14 protein-coding genes are annotated in these 16,363 nt (G+C 65.7%); 8 read left to right on the forward strand and 6 right to left on the reverse strand.

The window, feature by feature from the left end:
- Positions 1-53 precede the first annotated feature (53 nt).
- Positions 54-1,112 (reverse strand): dipeptidase, encoded by a 1,059-nt coding sequence (locus FHY55_RS16560; protein WP_140015235.1) that lies wholly within the window; start codon positions 1,110-1,112, stop codon positions 54-56.
- A gap of 137 nt (positions 1,113-1,249) precedes the next feature.
- On the opposite strand from FHY55_RS16560, the gene FHY55_RS16565 reads away from it, so the two are divergent.
- From FHY55_RS16565 to FHY55_RS16585, 5 genes are read left to right on the forward strand one after another with little or no spacing between them, the layout of a single operon-like run.
- Entirely contained in the window at positions 1,250-1,642 is a 393-nt protein-coding gene (locus FHY55_RS16565) for a hypothetical protein (protein WP_210410501.1), read from the forward strand.
- Positions 1,639-3,168, forward strand: coding sequence for a phospholipase effector Tle1 domain-containing protein (locus FHY55_RS16570; protein WP_140015237.1), 1,530 nt, complete (start codon positions 1,639-1,641; stop codon positions 3,166-3,168). The genes FHY55_RS16565 and FHY55_RS16570 overlap by 4 nt, the downstream gene beginning before the upstream one ends.
- 5 nt (positions 3,169-3,173) lie before the next feature.
- Positions 3,174-4,118 carry a DUF2931 family protein gene (locus FHY55_RS16575; RefSeq protein ID WP_140015238.1) on the forward strand — a complete coding sequence of 315 codons (945 nt, stop codon included), beginning with the start codon at positions 3,174-3,176 and terminating at the stop codon, positions 4,116-4,118.
- Entirely contained in the window at positions 4,115-4,768 is a 654-nt protein-coding gene (locus FHY55_RS16580) for a PAAR domain-containing protein (RefSeq protein WP_140015239.1), read from the forward strand. The genes FHY55_RS16575 and FHY55_RS16580 overlap by 4 nt, the downstream gene beginning before the upstream one ends.
- Positions 4,769-4,771: 3 nt before the next feature.
- Positions 4,772-5,299 carry a DUF4123 domain-containing protein gene (locus tag FHY55_RS16585; protein ID WP_140015240.1) on the forward strand — a complete coding sequence of 176 codons (528 nt, stop codon included), beginning with the start codon at positions 4,772-4,774 and terminating at the stop codon, positions 5,297-5,299.
- Positions 5,300-5,386: 87 nt separating this feature from the next.
- On the opposite strand, the gene FHY55_RS16590 is transcribed toward FHY55_RS16585, so the two are convergent.
- Entirely contained in the window at positions 5,387-6,160 is a 774-nt protein-coding gene (locus FHY55_RS16590) for an SDR family oxidoreductase (RefSeq protein WP_140015241.1), read from the reverse strand.
- Positions 6,161-6,392: 232 nt separating this feature from the next.
- Here FHY55_RS16590 and FHY55_RS16595 point away from each other — a divergent pair, with 232 nt between their 5' ends.
- Positions 6,393-7,316 carry a TAXI family TRAP transporter solute-binding subunit gene (locus tag FHY55_RS16595; protein ID WP_140015242.1) on the forward strand — a complete coding sequence of 308 codons (924 nt, stop codon included), beginning with the start codon at positions 6,393-6,395 and terminating at the stop codon, positions 7,314-7,316.
- Between the two features lie 83 nt (positions 7,317-7,399).
- Positions 7,400-9,298: a TRAP transporter fused permease subunit gene (locus tag FHY55_RS16600; protein ID WP_140015243.1), complete on the forward strand. Its 1,899-nt coding sequence runs from the start codon at positions 7,400-7,402 to the stop codon at positions 9,296-9,298.
- A gap of 26 nt (positions 9,299-9,324) precedes the next feature.
- Here the strand turns inward: FHY55_RS16600 and gph are convergent, their stop codons facing one another.
- The 3 genes from gph to FHY55_RS16615 all read right to left on the reverse strand — a co-directional run bounded on the left by gph (position 9,325) and on the right by FHY55_RS16615 (position 12,655).
- Positions 9,325-9,981 (reverse strand): phosphoglycolate phosphatase, encoded by a 657-nt coding sequence (gene gph / locus FHY55_RS16605; protein ID WP_140015244.1) that lies wholly within the window; start codon positions 9,979-9,981, stop codon positions 9,325-9,327.
- The gene (gene rpe, locus FHY55_RS16610; RefSeq protein WP_140015245.1) at positions 9,981-10,676 is read right to left on the reverse strand and encodes a ribulose-phosphate 3-epimerase; all 696 of its coding nucleotides are present in this window, start codon (positions 10,674-10,676) and stop codon (positions 9,981-9,983) included. The genes gph and rpe overlap by 1 nt, the downstream gene beginning before the upstream one ends.
- An 86-nt stretch (positions 10,677-10,762) precedes the next feature.
- A complete protein-coding gene (locus tag FHY55_RS16615) occupies positions 10,763-12,655 on the reverse strand; it encodes an FAD-dependent monooxygenase (protein WP_140015246.1) in 1,893 nt (630 codons plus the stop codon).
- 116 nt (positions 12,656-12,771) lie between these two features.
- On the opposite strand from FHY55_RS16615, the gene FHY55_RS16620 reads away from it, so the two are divergent.
- Positions 12,772-13,218 (forward strand): MarR family winged helix-turn-helix transcriptional regulator, encoded by a 447-nt coding sequence (locus FHY55_RS16620; RefSeq protein ID WP_140015247.1) that lies wholly within the window; start codon positions 12,772-12,774, stop codon positions 13,216-13,218.
- 31 nt (positions 13,219-13,249) lie between these two features.
- Here FHY55_RS16620 and FHY55_RS16625 read toward each other — a convergent pair whose 3' ends face one another.
- The gene (locus FHY55_RS16625) at positions 13,250-16,360 is read right to left on the reverse strand and encodes an efflux RND transporter permease subunit (protein ID WP_140015248.1); all 3,111 of its coding nucleotides are present in this window, start codon (positions 16,358-16,360) and stop codon (positions 13,250-13,252) included.
- Between the last annotated feature and the right edge of the window lie 3 nt (positions 16,361-16,363).

The raw sequence follows: 16,363 nt of genomic DNA on the forward strand, positions 1-16,363 counted from the left end.
AACTCCCTGTTGTTGATGCGGTCATTTGCCTGCCGCCTCATTTATCCGTGGGGTTACTCTCCCCACGTCGCGCGCAACACACGCAACCAGTTACCATGGGCCAGCTTGCGCATCATCGCGTCATCCACCCCATGTTTGCGCAGCGCGGCCCGAAGATTGACCATGCCTGCACAATCCTTGATCTCTTCGGGAACCAGCGCGCCATCGAAATCCGACCCGAAGCCAACGCCATCTTCACCGAGAAATTTTATCAGATGGTCAAGGTGACGCATCATCAGGTCAAGCGAAAACTCCGAAAGCATCTTTCCGTCGGGGCGCAGGAAGGCGGAAGCGTAGTTGATGCCAACCATGCCGCCGCTCTCGGCGATCTGGCTCAATTGCCGGTCTGTGAGGTTGCGCGAATGGGGCGTGATGGCATGGGCATTGGAGTGTGTGGCCACCAGTGGCGCATCTGAAAGCACCGCGATGTCATCCACGCCTTTCTCGTTCAAGTGACTGAGATCGAGCATGATTTTCAGCCGATTGCACTCGGCGACAAGCCGCTTGCCGGCCTCGGTCAGCCCGCCGCCAATGTCGCCCGTGGAGGGGTAACGAAACGGCACGCCCTCGCCAAAGACCGTGGGCCGCGACCAGACCGGGCCGAGCGAACGCAGGCCCATGGCGTGCAGCTCTTCCAGCTCGGCGCAGCTCTCGCTCACCGCCTCGGCGCCCTCGATATGGGGCACCGCGGCCATAGTTTCGCCGCCCAGCGCCGCCTCGATCTCTCCCGCGGTGCTACACACGGTGATCGCCCCGGCCTGCTCCAGCCCGGTCAGCGCCTCAAAACCGCGCATCACGAAGTCCCAGGCCTCGGGCTGCGGGATCGGCTCCGGCAACGGCAGATCATAGGGCGGGCGCTCCATCACCTCGTAGCGCACCGCCTTGTCGGAGGGGCTGGGCACGAAGATGGCGAAGAAACCGCCACCAAACCCGCCCTGCTTGGCGCGGGGCAGGTCGATATGGCCGTCTGGCAGGCCCTTGGCCACGTCCTCGGGTGTGACCTGCCCGCGCAGAATGCGCAGAAGCGTGTCGTTATGTCCGTCGAAAATGCGGGGGGCGGGCCAATCTGTCATGGGGGTCTCTCTTGCTGTTGCCGAAAGCCTGACACCGTCAAGCATCACGCGCAAGGGGCGCCTGGATGACGGGGAAAGTCACTTGCCCCGCCACGCGGGCGCCGCCTAAGCTCAAGCCATTGATTTAAGGCGCACTCATGTTTCGATTGTCCGACTCACAGCTTTCCGGCCTGTCGGCCGCCTCCTATGAACGGTTCGTGCAGAAGACCCTGCCGTTCCTGCGGCAGAGCTTTCCCGATACGGCCGGGCGCGAGGATGACGCGGCGCTGAGGGGCTATATCGACCGGATCAGCCAGTTTGCAGTGCGCCACCGGGTTTTTCGCGAGATCAACGTGCAAAAGCTGATGGTGCTGCAACTGCGCACCGGCTTTGCCATCCCGCTGCCCCGCTGGCAGGCGCACCTGCTCCGCCGCGCGGGGTTTTCCGAGGAGGAGCGTGTGATGCGGCTGACCCGCGCGGTGCTGACGGGCGAGCAGCCCGAACTGGTGTCGATGGGAGACGATCTGCCAGCCATGAGGGCCGCGCGGTGAGTAAAGCCCAAAACGAGCTGAGCGACTATTTCGACGATGTGCCCTTCACCGGCGGTGAATCCAGCATCAGCCCGCCCGAGGAGCAGATGAGCGTGGATGATCCGAACGCGGGCGATGGCCAAAGCCTGCCGGTGCAGGACTGCGCCCAGGATATTCCGGTAGAGAAAAAGCAGATCACCCTGCGCGTGGGGCTCTACTACGATGGCACTGGCAACAACCGCGCAAATGTAACCGCCGGGCGCCGCGCCGACGAGGAAGACCGGGAGGCGGGGCTGGACGAGGAGGACTATCGCCGCAAGGACTGGTCGGCCAGCTATGGCTCGGATTACTCCAACGTGGAGCGGCTGGAGCGGGCGGCGATGGACTACATCGGCTATGACGGCTCCACCGCCATCTACGTGGAAGGCATCGGCACGATTGACGGCGGGCCGGACGATCCGCTTGGCTCGGCCACCGGCGAGGGCGGCACCGGCGTGAAGGGCAAGACATTTCGGGGCAAGCTATGGATGGAGCGCTGGGTGGCCGGGCAATCGCGCAGCAGCGGGGAATACGTCTCGAAGCTGCATCTCGACTATTTCGGCTTCAGCCGGGGCGCGGCGGCGGCGCGCTACGCGGTCTATGCCTGTTTTGACGGCAGCGCGAAGGTCAGCCGCACGCTCTATGCGTGGCTGGCGGGCGGGGCCGATGTGAAGCCGGTGTTCGTGGGCATCTACGACACCGTGGCGGCCTACGGAAAATTCAGCCACGCAGACGACTACAACCAGCTCGGGCTGGGCGCGATCTCGCGCGCGGATTTCGTGGTGCATCTGGCCGCGGCAGAAGAGTATCGCATCAACTTCTCGCTAAACCCGTTTTACGGCGCGAACGGCTTTGAGGCCTATCTGCCCGGCGCGCATTCGGATGTAGGCGGGGGCTACAACGTGAATACGCCAGAAGACGTTGCCGTGTTTGACCGGCAGTTCTGGTGGGTAGACGAGGCCTGGGAAGCGCAGGTCGACGACACCGACTGGCTGGTGGAAAGCGGCTGGTATCGCGAGGACGATATAACCTACGTCGGCCAGCAGGCCCGGGGAAAGCGAAGCAACGTGCGCGGCTACTACTCGCGGATTCCGCTGCACATCATGGCCGTCTTCGCCGATTACCACGGCGTGATCTATGACCTCGCCCAACTGAACAACGCCGAGAACAAGGTGCAGCCCGATCTGGAGCCAATGTTCAACCGGCTGATGAGCTATTGCGTGGCGGTCGAAGGCGGCGCGCCCTCGAACCCGGACGACTGGATCAACGAGACAGGCGAGCCCTTCTTCAGCTTGCGCTACAACGAGTTGCACATGTCGGCGAACTACAGCTTTGAAGAGCGCCTGCCGGGCTTCGGGGGCATTCCGATGCGGCCCTACTTCGTGCGCGAGGGCAGCCGGATCGCAAAGCGGTGGCGGCGCCGGATAGGGCCGGGCGGGATCGAGGCAGGGCCACCGGGGGCCCATGTCGATCAGGATGAGGAAGCCAGCGCGGGACGGGGGGCCTAGGCAGCATGGCGCAGTATGAATGGCTCCCGACAGAATGCGCCCCGCGCCATTACCCGGCGCGGATCGTGGAAGGCATCTTGTGGTTCGAAGATGGCAGCGGGCACCGGGTGCCCTCGGGCAAGCTGGTGGCCAACGGCTGGGGCCGGATCGGCTCGACCCGCGTGATCGGGGAGGCGTTGAAGCCCTTACCCGTGGAGCTTGAGATCAGCTGGCTCTCCGTGCCCGAAGCGCGGTTTTACAGCGGGGCCTTCAAGCTGCCGAAGTCACGCATCGCGCGGCTCTTTCGCGAGGGCATCGAAGACGCCTTCGGAGCGGGGCGGCTGCCCTACCTGCACATCGCCGTAGGCACTGCGCCGGGCGGCGACGTGACGGTGTGGTGCACCGATGGCGCGGTGTGCCGCTCGGTGATCGGCTTTACCGCCAACCCCGTGGAGAAGGATTGGGCCAGCTTCGAGCCCGGCACCGAGCGCGAGGCCTATTGCCGCGAAGCCTGGGCACGCGCCGTGCCGGAGGCAGAACGAGAGCGAGTGCTGAACACCGCCCCGCCACTGGGCCAATGGGGCCGGTGGCGGCGGCGCTTTGGCTGGACGCCCTCCCTGTCCTGCCCCGAAACGCCGCGCCACCTGTGGATCGACGGCCTGAACGGCGAGCGCGAGATTTACGCCGCGCCGGAATGGGAAGACCCCTGGCCAGACCGGTCCGCGCCCGAGGCGCTGAGGGCCTCGTGGCAGACGGCGGGCGGCGAGGTGCGCATGGCCCATGTCACCTTCGATCCGCAGGAGAGTTTCGAGGCCCTTTCGCGGTTCGCCGAGGCCCGCCCGGCGGAGCTTGGCCGGATCGCGATGGAGGTGGAAATTTCGGAGCGGTTCCCCGACGCGGCAGTTACCCTGCGCGACAGCCAGCTCGCTCTGCCGCTGGAGAAATGCAAAGTGGAGGTGTTTCGCCAATGAGCCAACCTGCCGCGCGGATCATGGACTTTCACACCTGCCCGCTGGTGCTGCCTCCGGGGCCGTTTTTGCCGCCGGTGCCGCATATCGGCGGGCCGGTGGTGAGCGGGCAGCCCAATGTGTTGATCTCCTATTCTCCGGCGGCGCGGGTCAGCGACACCTGTTTCTGCGCGGGCGTGCCGGACATGGTGGTGAGCGGGGCCTTCAACGTGCTGATCGGCAACATGCCCGCCGCGCGAATGGGCGATAGCACCATTCATGGCGGTGTCATCACCACCGGCGCGCCCACTGTGTTGATCGGCACCAGCGGCGCGGGCGGCGGCGGCATGGGCGGGCTGGCAGGCTTTGCGCAATGGGTGATGAACCAGATCGAAGGCTGGATCGGCACTGGCAGCCTTGAAAGCGGCGAAAGTGGCGTGGCCTGCATGGTGCCCGAGAGCGCCTCTGACGCTGCATCAATGTCGGAGGTGGAGGCCCAGGCCGACAGGCTGCGCGAGGCCGCCGAAAGTGGCGTGCCCTTTGTCGAGGCCTGCTGCGCCGCAGGCCCGGCGCAGGACCGCCAGCAGGAGGAGGCCGAGAAGGAACGCCAAAAGGAGGGCGCCGAGATGAGCGCCTATGGCGACAGCTACCCCGGCAGCGGGGCGGGCGCCTGAGCCATGCCACGCTATGCGCTCATAGACGCGGCCCGTTCGCCAAATATCTGGCCGCTGGTGCAGAGCGAGCCCGAGGCCCGCTCGCTGTTTGGCGGCAAAATCGCCCCCGCCCTTGCCGCCGCCGCCCCGTGGATCGTGCCGATCCGCCCCGGCACGGCGTTCAAGCAGGCGTTCCAGACCGAGGGCTGGGGCGATTTCTGGGGCATCGCCTGCTTCTCCCCCGCCCCGCTGCGCGAGGTGCGCCACAGCCTGCGCAAATGCCAGCAGGTGATGCTGCCGACGGGCCAGCCGGTGCTGTTTCGCTACTACGACCCGAGGGTTTTTGTGCCGATGATGCGCATGGCCGATGAGGGAGACATCGGCCCGTGGTTTGCCCGGGTGACGGATTTTTGGGCCCCCGACCCGGACAGCGGCGCGACGATCCGATTTTTGCGCGATGGCAAGGGGCGACTGCGCACACAGGCGATGACGCCGGAGCGACAGGCCACGCTGGCCGCGCGGGCCATGGGCTCGGCGCCCGGGTCGCCATAACGGGGCAGCTCTTCGGGGCGCTTTGGCCCCTCATCGCAGTTGCGGGGAGCGCCGAAAGGGCAAGGGAGCAGCCCCCGCAACCGGCCCCTACTCGGGATAGACGCCGGGAATGACCTGATCGAAATCAACGCAGGCCCCCGTCATCACACCCGCCTTCTCGCTCAGCAGATAGCTGGCAAGATGGGCGACATGCTCGGGCTTCACCAACTGCCCAAAGGGCATCTTCGCCTCGGCCTTTTCCAGCCAGTCATCACCGCCATCGTGATACTTGCGCTGAATCTCATCCTCTCCCGGCGTGTCCATCCAGCCGCAATTGATGCCGTTCACCCGGATGCGGTTGTGGCGCAGGGTGTTGGCCGCGTTCTTGGTGACATTGACCATGAGCGCCTTGGAGGCCGCATAAGGCGAAAGGAAGCTCTGCCCGCCGTGCACGACGATCGAGAGGATGTTGACGATCGACGCCGGGTGCCCCGCTTCGATGGCCAGTTGCGCCATGCGCTGGAGGGCGAAATAGGGCGAGCGGGCATTGGCTGTCATCAGCCTGTCCCAGAGCTCGGGGGTGGTGTCGAGCACGGTGCCACGGTCGGTGAGCGCCGCCGAGTTCACCAGCGCATCAAGGCGGCCCATCTGGGCGGCGGCTTTTTCGACCAGAGCCACGGTGGCCTCGGTATCCAGCAGATCGACGGGCATGAAGCTGGCGCCGATTTCCTCGGCCACGGCCTCGCCGCGCGCCACATTGCGCGACGCGATGACGAGATTGGTGCAGCCCTCGGCCCGGAGGCGCTCGGCAATGGCGCGGCCCAGCCCTTGGGTGCCGCCGATAACGAGGGCGTGGGTCTTGGCGTGGGTGTCGTCGCTCATGGGGGCCTCCGCGATGGTGTGCCGGGAGCCTATGCCGGGCCGGGCGCGGTGGCCAGAGGGCGGCGTTGCGGGCCTGACAGCGCCCCTCCCCCTGCCCTTTTTGAATAGGCCCGACGGAAAATGAACTGGATACACGCCCCTGCATATCATCTAGCATGTGTCGCCCGGGACCAATCGCCTGTTGGCCCCGAATGTAACATGACGAACAAAAACTAATGACGGGAGGGTCATCATGATCAAACACATCGGCCTCGCGGCCGCATTCATCGGTGCCTCCGCCTTCGGGGCGGCGGCGCAAGAGCGGGTTTCCATCGGCACCGGCGGCACCGGCGGCGTGTTCTACGCCGTGGGCGCGGGCATGGCAGACCTGCTGTCGCGCAAGCTCGACGGGGTGAGCGCCAATGCCGAAGTTACCGGCGCCTCCATCGAAAACATCCGCCGCGTTTCCGCCGGCGAGATGACAATCGGCTTCTCCTCGGCCTCCACGCTCTATGAGGCCAAGAACGGCAGCGGTGCCTTTGACGGCGATGCCCAGAACGTGGCCGCCATCGCCTATCTCTACCCCGCCGTGCTCCAGATCGCCGCCACCGAAGCGAGCGGCGCCGCCGGGGTGAAAGACCTCGCCGATCTGAAAATCTCCGTCGGCCCTCCCGGCTCCAACTCTTCGGTCTTTTCCGAGCGCCTGCTGACCTCGCAGGATGCGTTCAACGTCGGCAACGTCAGCTTTCTGAGCTACGGCGAGGCGACCGGGGCAATCAAGAACGGGCAGCTTGAGGGCTCGATGATCCTCGCAGGCACCCCGGCCTCGGCCTTCATCGAACTGTTCACCACCGAAGACGTGAAGCTGGTGCCCGTGGTGGCCGATGACGTGACCGGGCTGATCGAGGAGTTCCCCTTTTACGAGGTCGTCGAAATCCCCGGCGGCACCTATGAAGGCGAATCCGAGGCCGTTGTGGCCGTGGGCGACCCGGCAATTCTCTTTGCCGCCGCCGATGCCGACCCGGCGCTGATCGAAAGCATCACCGCCACGCTCTTTGACAACCTTGGAGAGCTGGGCGCGGTGCACCCGGCGGCCAAGAAGATCACCAAGGAAAAGGCCACCTCCACGCCGATTGATCTGCACCCCGGCGCGCAGACCTATTTCGACGGGCAATAAGCCTCTCTGGCGGGGCCGCTGAAAGGCCCCGCCCACCCCTCCCGCACTTCTTTGGCCCCCATGGCGGCAGGAACACCCCCATAATGACCCCACTCACCGATATTTTGCCCGGCAGCGCTCTGCCCCGCTGGGAACGCCTCGCCGCTACCGCCGCGCTGGCGCTGCTCTCTGCGCTCGTCACCGCCCTCTGCATCTGGTCGGCGTGGTTTGGCGACATCACCGCGCTGGTGCTGCGCTCCACCTTCTTTTCGCTGATGGTCGCCGCCGGCCTCGTTGTTGTGGCCACAGAGCGGCCCGGATGGCTGCGGGTGGTGATCTATGCGCTGGCCGCCGCCGTGCTCATCCCCGGCCCCTACCTCTGGCTCAACTACCTTGCCATCGTGCGCTCCGGCGGCATCGCCAGCCAGCTCGACATGGTGCTTTTCTCGCTGTGCAGCGTCGCGGTGCTGGTGCTGGCGCGCTACCTGATCGGCTGGGTCATGGTTGGCCTTGGCGTGGTGGCGCTGGCCTATGCGTTTTTCGGCGACATGATCCCGGGCACCTATGGCCACGCGGGCTATTCGCTGAGCCGCGTCACCTCCAACCTGTTCCTGCGCACCGAGGGGCTCTTTGGCCTGCCGATGGGCGTGGCGGTGCAATATATCCTGCTGTTCTCGCTGCTTGGCACGCTGCTGCTGAAGACCGGGCTGGGGCAGGTGTTCGTTGATCTGGCCCATGCCGCCACGGGCCGTGTTCAGGGCGGCCCGGCGCTGACGGCGGTTGTCTCTTCCACCATGTTCTCTTCGATCAACGGCTCGGCAGTGGCGGGGGTTGTCACCACCGGCACCTTCACCATCCCGCTGATGAAGCGCACCGGCTACCGGCCCAAGGTGGCGGGGGCGATCGAGGCGGCGGCCTCTTCGGCGGGGCAGATCATGCCCCCCGTCATGGGCGCAGCCGCCTTCCTCATGGCCGAGGTCACCCAGACGCCCTATGCCACCATCGCCGCCGCCGCGCTGATCCCGGCGTTGCTCTACGTCTTCGCCCTGCTGGTGGGCGTGCGTGAAGAGGCGGGCAAGTTTGACCTTGGCCGCGCCGACCCTGCCGAGATCCCGGCGCTGCGCGAGGTGCTGATGAAGCGCGGCCACCTGCTCATTCCGCTCGTTGGGCTGATCGTCTTCCTCGCCGTGGGCTACACCCCCTCCGCCGCCGCCGTGCTCTGCATCGCCACCACGCTCGTTGTTTCGCTCTTCGGCAAGGCCACGCGGATCGGGCCGGTGGGGCTGCTGACGGTGATGATGGAAACCGTGAAGAACGTGCTGCCCATCGTCGCCGCCGTGGCGATTGCGGGCATGCTCATCGGCGTGCTCACCCTCACCGGCATGGCGCTGAAGCTCTCCTCGCTGATCCTCACCGCCGGGGCGGGCTCGCTGTTTCTGACGCTGCTGCTGACCATGGTGGCCAGCTTCGTGCTGGGGCTCGGCATGCCCACATCGGCGGCCTACCTGCTGCTGGCGATCCTCATCGCCCCCGCGCTGGAGCAATTCGGCCTGCCGGTGATCGCGGCGCATATGTTCATCTTCTACTACGGGCTCTTGTCGGCCATCACCCCGCCGGTGGCGCTGGCCGCCTATGCGGGGGCCTCGATTGCCGGGGCGGAGCCGAACGAGACGGCGATGGAGAGCATCCGGCTGGGCTTCGTGAAGGTCGTCGCGCCTTTCCTCTTTGTCTACGCGCCCGAGCTGCTGCTGATCGGCACGCCGACTGGCATCGCCCTGGCCACGGTGGCGGCCTTTGCGGGCACCTTTGCCGCAGGCACGGCGCTGACGGGCTGGTTGATAAAGCCTCTGACGGCTGCTCATCGCGCGGGCTTCGTCGCGGTGGCCGCGCTTTCGACGGTGGCGCTTGTCTGGCCGGTCGGCGACGCGTTGAGCCTTGCGGCAGAACTGGCGGGGCTGGCGCTGTTGGGCGGGCTGATCCTTGTGCTGCGGCGCCCGGCCTGAACCAATGGCGTAAGGCCACCCCGGCCTTACGCCGCCTCAGCCTCCAGCTTGCGCACCAGACCGGCCAGTTTGGTGTAATCGGAAAACGCCGCGCGGTGGGGCAGCGCCGCCACCTCCGCTTTCCGGTAGCCTTCGGTGAAGAGCAGGAAGGGCACGCCAGCGCGGCGCGCGGTTTCTGCATCCACCTCGCTGTCGCCCACGTAGATCGCGGGGCCCTCGCCCAGCGCGGCAAAGGCGGCCTCCAGCGGGGCCGGGTCCGGCTTGTGGGTGGGCAGGCTGTCGCCGCCGAGGATGGTGGCGAAAAAGCGGGTGAGATCGAGGTGGGCGAGCACGGCCTTGCAGGGCACGAGCGGCTTGTTGGTGCAGATCCCGAGGCTATGGCCGCCCGCGCGCAGGGCCTCCAGCGCCGCCACCACGCCGGGATAAACCTTTGTGCGCGTAACCAGCGTTTCATAGCTTGCCACGAAGGCCGCCAGCATGCGGGCGTGCTCGCTCTCCGCGATGCCGCGTGCACGGCGGACCTTTTCGATAAACACCGACGCCCCCTGCCCGATAAAGCTGTGGGTGTCGGCAAGGGTGATCGGCTCCACGCCCTCGGCCTCCAGCAGCACGTTCGCCCCGGCGTGGATGTCGGGGGCGGAGTCAATCAGCGTGCCGTCGAGATCAAAGACGATGCGGGCCATCAGCCGGCTTGCGCCGCTTCGGCCGCCTCGCGGATGGCGCGGATGTTCTGGCCATAGACCTCCGGCTTATCCACCGAACCGCCCTTGAACACCGCCGACCCGGCCACAAAGCAATCTGCCCCCGCCGCGACCAGCGGGCCAACGGTGGACGGGTCCACCCCGCCATCAACCTGAATATGCACCTCGCGGTCGCCGATCATCTCGCGCACCTGCGCCACCTTGGCCACGCTGGAGGGGATAAACTTTTGCCCGCCGAAGCCGGGGTTCACGCTCATCACCAGCACCATATCCACAAGGTCGAGCAGCTCGGAGATGACGCTGGCGGGCGTGCCGGGATTGAGGCTGATGCCGCATTTAACGCCCTGCGCCTTGATCGCCTGAAGCGTGCGGTGCGGGTGCGGCCCGGCCTCCCAATGGGCCACGATCATATCGGCCCCGGCCTCTGCATAGGCCTCGATGTAGGGATCGACGGGGGCGATCATCAGGTGCACGTCCATGAAGGTTTTGACGTGCGGGCGAAAGGCCTTCACCGCGGGCGGGCCGAAGGTGAGGTTGGGCACGAAATGGCCATCCATCACATCCACATGCACCCAATCGGCCCCCTGCCCCTCGATGGCGCGGATCTCGGCACCGAAGTTGGCGAAATCGGCAGAGAGGATCGAGGGGGCGATCTTGATGGAACGGTCGAATGGCATGCGGCAGCCTCCATGAGCGGCAGAAAGGGCGCGTGGGCGCGTTGGTTGCCCTGCGTTATGGTCGACCGAGGCCCAGCGTCAAGCGCTCAGGCGGGCAGCAACACGCCCTCGAAGAAGGCGGCAAGCTCGGCGCGGGCGTCGAGCGGCAGCACATGGGCCACGTATTGATCGGGGCGCACCACCACCATGCAGCCCTGCGCCCGGTCCAGCCCGCGCATCTCGAAGATGTCGCCTGCGCCCTTGTGATCCACGCAGAAGAGCTTTTCGTGATCCTGCAAGCCAAGCGGCCCCTTCACCGGCTTCAACATCGCGGGCGCGGCGTCGTAGGCGACCGTATCGAAGGTGCCTTGCAGCACGCCGCGCAGGTCGATCACCGCGTCAATGTCTTCGCCCTCGCGGGTGTGGCGCAGGACCGGGCTGGTGTCTGCCGTGCCCAACCACTCCGCCAGATCGTAAAGGCCGCGCGGGTCTTGCCCCGCAAAGGCATAGATCCGCCAGCGCCCATCCGCCTCGGCCACGTGCCCAAGGTGCATCTGCATCGCATCGGCCACCCGCACCACCGGCGCGGAGTGAAACCGGCGGCCGATCTCGAAGCCGGGTGCAAGGGCCTGATGCACCGACTCGGCAGTGAGGCGGGAAGGATCATACTTCACCGCAAGCCCGCCGGTGAACATGAGGTTCTCGATAAAGGCCTTCTGAAAGCGCGGCATGTCGCCTCCGTCCAGCTTGGACTCGCCGGGCGGGGCCGACATGATGCGCGACCATTCGTGATCGGTGTCGATCAGCCGCTTGGCCTCGGCCCAGCGCTCGGCGGAGTAGCTGCGCAACAGCTCCGGCCCGGCCCGCCCGGTGAGCACATGGGCCAGCTTCCAGCCAAGGTTGAAGCTGTCTTGCATCGACACGTTCATCCCCTGCCCCGCCTTGGGGCTGTGGGTGTGGCAGGCATCGCCAGCGGTAAACACGCGGGGGCCGTGGCCCTCGCTCGCGTCATCGAACCGGTCGGTCAGGCGGTGGCCGATTTCGTAGATCGACCACCAGACCACCTCTTTCACGTCGATGCTGTAGGGCGCCATGATGCGGTTGGCGGCGGCAATCAGGTGATCGGCGGTGAAGTTGCGCTGCGCCACCCGCTCATCGGGGTTCAGCTTGTCGAGCTCGACATACATGCGAAAGAGGTAGCCGCCCTCACGCGGCAGGATCAGCGTGTTGCCCTCGCTGGCCGAGGTGATCAGGCACTTCTGGCGCACATCAGGAAAGTCGGTGTTGGCGAGAATATCCATCACGCCCCAGGCCTGATGCGCCGCGTCGCCATGCAGCTTGCCGCCGATAGCGCGACGCACGTTGGAGCGGGCACCATCGCAGCCGACAACGTAGTTGGCCCGCACCACGTGGACCTCGCCCGCGTTGATCCCGGTGTTCTCCAGCGTCACGGTCACCGGGTGTTCACTGGCCTCCCGGTCCACCTGAACATCCTTCACCGACCACGAGTAATCCGGCTCCAGCCGCGCGGGCGATTTGCGCATCACATCAAGGAACAGCTCATGCACACGGGCCTGGTTGAGCAGGGTGTGGGGCATTTCGGAGCTGCCCTCGGGCACATCCTGCACCCGCCCGATGCGGTGGATGTGGCCGGGGTTGGCCGGGTCGGGCGACCAGAAGGCCGTTTGGTTCACCCAGTAGCTCTCGCGCTTGACCTTCTCGCCAAAGCCGAAGGCCTGAAACATCTCCATCGTGCGGGTGTTCACCCCATCGGCCTGCCCCTTTTCGATCGGGCCGGGCTTGGGCTCGACGATCATCGTGTCGATCTGCGGAAACTGCGCAAGCTGGGCGGCAAGGCAAAGGCCGGCAGGCCCGCATCCGGCGATCAGCACATCAACCTTGTCGGGCAGCGGCGCAAAGCCCCCCCGCGCCCGCCGGTTGGGCGCGGCATTGCGCAGGTCGGGGTCTCCGCCACGAAATCCATTGAGGTAATACTGCATCACTTGCCCTCCTCCGGCCTGCTGATGGGCAATTAATAACTACACTTATCATTTACGGTCAAGAAAAATATGTATACGTATTAATTGCCGGTCAACGGCACCGCGAGGGAGGCGGAATGAAAGCGCTCGTCATGGCCGGACACCTGATCCGGCGGCTCAACCAGATGTCCACCCATGTGTTCTCCACCCGCATTCAGGAGGCCGGGTTTGATGTTACGCCCGTGCAGTTTGCGGCGCTGGATGCGATCCTGAGTTATCCGGGGATTGATCAGGCCGGGGTGGCCGCGGCCATCGCCTACGACCGCGCCACCATCGGCGGGGTGATCGACCGGCTGGAGCAGAAGGGCTATGTCTCCCGGCAGGTCAGCCCACGAGACCGACGCGCGCGCGAGGTTCGGGCCACCGAGGCAGGCCGCGCCGCCTTTGAAGAGATCCTGCCCATCGTGACCGCCCTGCAAGAGGAGCTTCTGGCAGAGCTCGACGCTGGCGAGCGCGAGGCCTTTCTGCGCCTCGCCCGCAAGGCCATCGGCCCGGCCATGGCACTGCCGCCGCAGCCGGACTGACGCCGCTCACAGCGCGCTCACCCCCCTGCCCTCAGTCCTGCGCCGTCCCGGCGACCGGCTTGCGCGAGAGCTTGCGCACCAGCACAAAACAGGCCGGAACGATGAAGATGCCGATGAAGGTGGCCGCCGCCATGCCACCCAGCACCGCGATGCCAATGGCGTTTTGCGCCTGTGCCCCCGCGCCGGTGGCGAGCGCCAGCGGCAACACCCCCATCATGAAGGCGAAGGAGGTCATCAGGATCGGCCGCAGCCGCATCCTTGCCGCCTCGATCGCCGCCTCGATGGCAGAGCGGCCCTGCGCCTCCAGATCCCGGGCGAACTCGACGATCAGGATGGCATTCTTTGCCGCAAGCCCGATGGTCGTCAGGATCCCGACCTTGAAATACACATCGTTGGATTGCCCGAAGAGCAGCGCGAAGGCGAAGGCCCCCGCCACGCCCACCGGCACCGAAAGCATCACCGCGAAGGGGATCGACCAGCTCTCATAAAGCGCCGCGAGCGACAGGAACACGACCAGCGCCGAAAGCGCATAAAGATAGGGGGCCTGACTGCCTGATTGCTGCTCCTGAAACGATAGCCCGGTCCAAGCCACGCCATAGCCGCCGTCCAGCTCACCGGCCAACTCGGTGATCGCCTCCATCGCATCGCCCGACGACACGCCCTGCGCCGGGCTGCCCGACACCGAAATCGCATTGACCCCGTCGATCCGCGCCAGTGAGGGCGTGGAGGAGATCCAGCGGGTTTCCATGAAGGCGGCAAAGCTGACCATCTCGCCGCTGCTGTTGATCGCATACCAGGCTTCGATGTCTTCCGGCTGCATCCGGTATTCGGCGGCGGCCTGCACGATCACCGGGCGCAGCGAGCCGTTCATGTCGAAGTCATTCACGTTGGACCCGGCGAAGATGGTCGAGAGGATGGCGTTGACGCTGGTCACGCTGACGCCAAAGCTCTCGGCCTTCTGCTGGTCGATGTCGATGCGCAGCACCGCCTCGCTCTCGATCCCGCTGGCGCGGGTGCTGGCAAAGCGCGGATCGGCCTCGGCGGCGGTTTCCAGCTGCGAGGCGGCGGCACGCAGGGCCTCGGTGCCATTGTTGGCGTAATCCACGAGATACATCGAAAACCCGGAGGTGTTGCCAAGGCCCGGAATCGCCGGGGGCTGCATGAACATCACCCGCCCGGCCCGCAGGTTGCCAAACTGCGCCGTTGCCCGGGCGGCCACGGAAGCCGCCGACAGGCTGTCATCCGTGCGCTCTTCAAAGTCGCGCAGCTTGATGAACACCATCGCCGCATTCTGCCCCGAGCCGGAAAAGCCAAAGCCGAGCGTGGCAAAGGTGCTCTCCACCGCCTCGGATTCTTCGGCCTGCAAATAGGCCTCGATCTCATCCACCACCTGCGCCGTCTGCGCCGAGGTGGTGCCCTCGGTGAGGTTGATCATCGCCATCAGCACGCCTTGGTCCTCCGTCGGAAGGAAGGAGGACGGCAACCGCGAGTAGGTGGCCGCTGCACCGAGCACGAGCGCGGCAATCAGCCCCACGGCGATCAGCGGCTTGCGCGCAATCCGCCCAACCGATCCGGCGTAGCCCGAGGTCAGCCGCGCAAAGCCCCTGTTGAAGGCCCGCGCCGGAGCAAAGGGCACCTCATGGCCACTGCGGCGCAGCATCGAAGCCGTGAGCGCCGGGGTGAGAATGAGCGCCACCAGCGCCGAAAGCACCATGGCCGAGATGATGGTGACCGAGAACTGCCGGTAGATTACCCCGGTCGAGCCACCGAAAAAGGCCATCGGCAGGAACACCGCCGAGAGCACAAGCGCAATGCCGACAACGGCGCCGGTGATCTGGCCCATGCCCTTCTCGGTGGCGGGCAAGGGCTCCAGCCCGTCATCCTCCATCACCCGCTCGACGTTTTCGACCACCACAATCGCATCATCCACCAGCAGGCCGATTGCCAGCACCATCGCAAACATCGTCAGCGTGTTGATCGAATAGCCCAGCGCCGCCAGCACCGCGAAGGTGCCCGCCAGCACCACCGGCACCGCGATGATCGGAATGAGCGTTGCCCGCCAGTTTTGCAGGAAGATCAGGATGACAAAGAACACCAGCACCACCGCCTCGATCAGCGTGTGATAGACCTTCTCGATCGACAGCTCGACGAAGGGCGAGGTGTCATAGGCGTATTCCACCGTCAGCCCCTCGGGCAGCGAGGCGGCCAGCTCATCCAGCGTGGCGCGCACCGCTTCTGCGGTGTCCACCGCGTTGGCCCCGGTGGCAAGGTTGATCCCGAAGCCCGCCGCATTCGCCCCGTCAAACCGGGAGTCGCCGCCGTAGCTCTCTTGCCCGATCTCGATCTTCGCCACGTTGCCAAGCAACACCTGTGCACCGCCCTCTTCGGATTTCAGCAGAATGTTCTCGAAATCCTCCACGCTGGTCAGCTGGCTCTGCGCGGTGATGGTTGCGGTAAACTGCTGTCCGGTGACCACCGGCATATCGCCCAGCGAGCCCACCGAAACCGTGTTGTTTTGCGCTTGAATGGCAGAGGTCACATCGGCGGGCGTGAGCTGGTATTCATAAAGCGAAAGCGGATCGAGCCAGACCCGCAGCGCATAGCCCGAGCCAAAAATGTTGATCCCGCCCACGCCCTCGGTGCGCTGCACCGGGCCGGAGATCTGATTGTCGAGAATATCGCCCAACTCGATGGTCGAATACCGCCCATCAGCCGAGACGATGGCCCCGACCATCAGGATCGAGGAGGTGGAGCGCGAAACGCTCACGCCCGAGGATTGCACCGCATCGGGCAACCGCCCTTCAACCTGGCTGACCTTGGATTGCACGTTGTTCTGCGCATCCACCGGGTCGATGCTTTCATCGAAGGTCAGCGAAATCGAAGAGGAGCCCTCGCGCGATGTGCTTTCCATGTAAAGCACGCCGTCGAGCCCGGTCATGGAATCCTCGATCACCGATGTCACCGAGTTTTCCACCGCCGAGGCCGTGGCCCCCGGGTAGCTGGCGCTCACCCGGATCGTGGTTGGGGCAATGTCGGGATATTGCGAGACCGGCAGTTGGGTAAAGGCAAAGACCCCGGCCAGCATCGTCACGATGGCCAAGACCCAAGCAAAGATGGGGCGGTGGATGAAAAACTGCGCCATGGG

This window comes from Oceanicola sp. D3, assembly GCF_006351965.1.
In the GTDB taxonomy this organism is placed as follows: Bacteria; Pseudomonadota; Alphaproteobacteria; order Rhodobacterales; family Rhodobacteraceae; genus Vannielia.

What these genes read in the sequence shown, in the direction of transcription:
- FHY55_RS16560 (WP_140015235.1), bottom strand. Translation starts at nt 1,112, where the DNA reads ATGACAGATTGGCCCGCCCCCCGCATTTTCGACGGACATAACGACACG.
- FHY55_RS16565 (WP_210410501.1), top strand. Translation starts at nt 1,250, where the DNA reads ATGTTTCGATTGTCCGACTCACAGCTTTCCGGCCTGTCGGCCGCCTCC.
- FHY55_RS16575 (WP_140015238.1), top strand. Translation starts at nt 3,174, where the DNA reads ATGGCGCAGTATGAATGGCTCCCGACAGAATGCGCCCCGCGCCATTAC.
- FHY55_RS16580 (WP_140015239.1), top strand. Translation starts at nt 4,115, where the DNA reads ATGAGCCAACCTGCCGCGCGGATCATGGACTTTCACACCTGCCCGCTG.
- FHY55_RS16585 (WP_140015240.1), top strand. Translation starts at nt 4,772, where the DNA reads ATGCCACGCTATGCGCTCATAGACGCGGCCCGTTCGCCAAATATCTGG.
- FHY55_RS16590 (WP_140015241.1), bottom strand. Translation starts at nt 6,160, where the DNA reads ATGAGCGACGACACCCACGCCAAGACCCACGCCCTCGTTATCGGCGGC.
- FHY55_RS16595 (WP_140015242.1), top strand. Translation starts at nt 6,393, where the DNA reads ATGATCAAACACATCGGCCTCGCGGCCGCATTCATCGGTGCCTCCGCC.
- FHY55_RS16600 (WP_140015243.1), top strand. Translation starts at nt 7,400, where the DNA reads ATGACCCCACTCACCGATATTTTGCCCGGCAGCGCTCTGCCCCGCTGG.
- gph (WP_140015244.1), bottom strand. Translation starts at nt 9,981, where the DNA reads ATGGCCCGCATCGTCTTTGATCTCGACGGCACGCTGATTGACTCCGCC.
- rpe (WP_140015245.1), bottom strand. Translation starts at nt 10,676, where the DNA reads ATGCCATTCGACCGTTCCATCAAGATCGCCCCCTCGATCCTCTCTGCC.
- FHY55_RS16615 (WP_140015246.1), bottom strand. Translation starts at nt 12,655, where the DNA reads ATGCAGTATTACCTCAATGGATTTCGTGGCGGAGACCCCGACCTGCGC.
- FHY55_RS16620 (WP_140015247.1), top strand. Translation starts at nt 12,772, where the DNA reads ATGAAAGCGCTCGTCATGGCCGGACACCTGATCCGGCGGCTCAACCAG.
- FHY55_RS16625 (WP_140015248.1), bottom strand. Translation starts at nt 16,360, where the DNA reads ATGGCGCAGTTTTTCATCCACCGCCCCATCTTTGCTTGGGTCTTGGCC.